The organism is Methanospirillum sp., from assembly GCF_035406105.1.
In the GTDB taxonomy this organism is placed as follows: domain Archaea; phylum Halobacteriota; class Methanomicrobia; order Methanomicrobiales; family Methanospirillaceae; genus Methanospirillum.
In genome coordinates this window covers 1-3018 of sequence record NZ_DAONKG010000261.1, presented here as the reverse complement: position 1 = coordinate 3018, position 3018 = coordinate 1, and the positions used below count along the sequence as shown (strand labels likewise).

The following is a 3018-nucleotide window of genomic DNA, read 5'->3' as shown; positions in this document are numbered from 1 at the left end:
GGCAGAGGTCTCATTTAAAATCAATTTTTAACTGAAATTGTTGATACGGTCTTTAATCTCTCACGAAATCAGGTTTCACATGGCATGATAAAAATGGAATGATAGAGATGCCCGGTTATTAACTATCCTGTTCCTGCTGTTTTTACTTGATTCAAAATTTTAAACCCGATTCATAGGTAAATTTCTTTTGAAACTTCTCTATTCCGCCGGTGGCAGACGTTGAGTCTTTCCAGGTATTCGTAGCTGAAACATTATTGGACTGGTTCCTTGCTTCCATGATTGAAACCCCAAAATTCGTTTTTATCGTGCCCATTGCCGGACTATTCATTTTTGAATCCGGTCTGACTGCTATGAGATAATTAAGAGCTGCAGGGTATTGGGTATAATATGTAACCGCTCTTGAAACACCCCTTGTTGAGAGTTGTCCGGTATTGAAATTCACTATGCTGCTTCCTGCCTTAACAATATTACAAAATGCAGGGAAATAATCCGGCTGACTATCTGCAAAAACACATCGAATATTTTCACGCTTCAAATCCCAGTTCCCTGCAACATCAAGTGACCATGATTCTCCTCCGAAAAGATGTGATCCTTCTTTTGTCCGATATGTCATTACCTTTTCAGTCTGCAGGTTATATCTCGATGAGGCCTTATTTTTCGAATTATAAGAGATCTTTTTTCCCATTGCAATACTTCCCCCTGAACTTCGGAGTGAATCATCCCATTGGAGTATTGCAATAGTTTCAGTTGTATTTAATATTCCATCATGAATATGCCCGTAATCATACTCTCCATTCATATACAGGCGCTGATAATCAATTGTCCAGTCAACAGAACTTTCCTCACTCATTATTCCAATTGCTTTTATTTCAGTATCTATGGTAAATATCTGGTTTTCATTTGTCTCATTTGGTAACCTGTCAGCACTGGCAATCAGGAAGAGGTTTAATCCTAATAAAAAAAGTAATATAACATAAAAATTTCTCATAATATCCCTCTGATATTCATTGCTGAGGATTCCAATTTTTTCTATGTCGATGTAATATGACAGTTTTATGCATTATTTCCCTGTTTTATCCTTTAATTAAACAAAATTTTTAGGGTTTTATTATGATGTTCCTTTTTCCATTGATAACATTGTTACCTTGTGACGGAATATCATTGTACCTGCAGGCATGACTTGTTTTCCAGTGATTGAAGAATTTCTAACAAACGGTTCGGTTGCAGTATGATATAGCAACCGTGATGTAACCCCAATACCATCAACCAAAGTCAATTCCTCTACTGTTTCTACCGGCACATTGGCGATGACATGGGGTCCGACAATGTGCACCTTATAGCCATCATAGGTTTTTCCAGCAAAAGTGACTGGTTCTTCAGTGATGGTGTAGGTTCTTTTTCGTAATTTTGATCCATCCTTATCTGGATTAAATGGACCCCAGTACTCAACCCATGTCTGCCCATCTGCAAGATGACCACTTATCCAGGTTCGTGGATACAATGTTCCATCAACAATATACCAGCCGATATTATTATTTTGATCATTTTCAAGAGGAGTCAGATTCGGGTTGTATTTCCCTTTGGGTGTAGATGCAACTTGTGCAAGCATATCATCTCCTGTGACTGGGTTTTTCATCTCAATTAACCATGGCATGGTTTCAATTCCTTCATGATATATCGCATATGCAGTCTTATTTGGAAAGAGAGGGGGATTTTCATATGCAATTATCCGAATTACATGCTCTTTTCCAACGCCATACATTTCCCAGTCCTTCTCAGTGAAAGGACCAAATGCATGATCAACAAGGGGATACCCTGCTTCAAGGGTCAGATTACCTATCCAGGTGATTTCTGGATCCAAGGGATACGTCGGATAATATCCTTCTCTCCATTCAGGAGGATTTTCTATATTTAATTCATCTGCACAACTGGAACTCACAAAAATTAAGCAGATAGGTAAAAAAACTAGAAAAATATATGAGAATTTCATATGGTATTGTTAGAATATCTTTTATTTAATTATATCGCCGTAACACTCTCTAATTTCGTTAAAAATGAATATAAATAATTATATAAATATAACGTTATGAAACAATTTTTTTAGTCAATACTTTTAAATACTATAATGACGTAGGTAGGTCTATAAATCGCATATGAGATTTCTAACTCTTCTTTTTCTGCATGACCAATACACTCTTTGAAATCTCAGAAAAACGGTCATTATGTTAAGAAATCTATTATCGACGGGATAAATAAGAAAAAATTTGATTGAAAAGGAAATAATTAGATTATTAAGAGGCGAAAAAAAATGGTCGTACAAAACAAAAAAATCAATTTATTACTCATCTTTGTATTCATCTCTATAGCAGTAAGTTTTTCATCTGCTGATAATTATACCGATGTCCCAACACCCCAGCCAATAGAAACATTTGATTGGGATGAGGCATTAAAAGAGGAATATGAGGACCCTGTAGATTGGGAGGAAATTGACATACCGGTTTCTCTTAATTGGGAAGAACCTGCTCCTATAATAGAACCAGAACTACCCCAGATTGAGAACTTGGATTACGAACTATCTCTTGCAAATGGGGCTGTATATGGTGTAGGTCTGAATTCTGAAGGAGGTACATTAGAATTTACCACAATCTCCGTTATTGAACCGGTTGAAGAAGATTACTTTGGATCATGGGCAGATTTTGATATCGACTTTGAGATCTCTGTAGCAAATGGAGCAATTTTTGGAGAGGGCTTGACATCAGAAGAAGGCCCTCCGAAAATTGAAACATTTTCTACAATGGAGCCTGCTTTCTTAATCTCAAAGACTGAAGAAGAAACAGAGCAGGAAAACTTTGAGATTTCATTGGCGAATGGAGCAATTTTTGGTGTGTCTCTCACCGGTTTAGCAGATACATTTGAGGGTGATATTCCAACAGCCGAGATAGGAATTCAGGAGTCAGAAGGAAAAGAAAAGAGAGGTGCCCAGGTCACAACCCCTTCCGGTTCTCAGGAGATCACCGA

3 protein-coding genes are annotated in these 3018 nt (G+C 37.1%); 1 reads left to right on the top strand and 2 read right to left on the bottom strand.

All coding sequences use genetic code 11. The features are described 5' to 3' along the window. Positions 1–151: 151 nt before the first annotated feature. Entirely contained in the window at positions 152–988 is an 837-nt protein-coding gene (locus tag PLA23_RS12075) for a hypothetical protein (protein ID WP_324332072.1), read from the bottom strand. Positions 989–1108: 120 nt separating this feature from the next. Further along, positions 1109–1861 (bottom strand): hypothetical protein, encoded by a 753-nt coding sequence (locus PLA23_RS12070; protein WP_324475342.1) that lies wholly within the window; start codon positions 1859–1861, stop codon positions 1109–1111. Positions 1862–2308: 447 nt separating this feature from the next. Here PLA23_RS12070 and PLA23_RS12065 point away from each other — a divergent pair. Further along, positions 2309–3018, top strand: a 710-nt coding sequence (locus PLA23_RS12065; RefSeq protein WP_324475341.1) for a hypothetical protein, incomplete at its 3' end; no start/stop codon positions are given.

Bases quoted from the DNA above. Each gene is read 5' to 3' on its own strand.
- PLA23_RS12075 (WP_324332072.1), bottom strand. From the start codon at position 988: ATGAGAAATTTTTATGTTATATTACTTTTTTTATTAGGATTAAACCTC.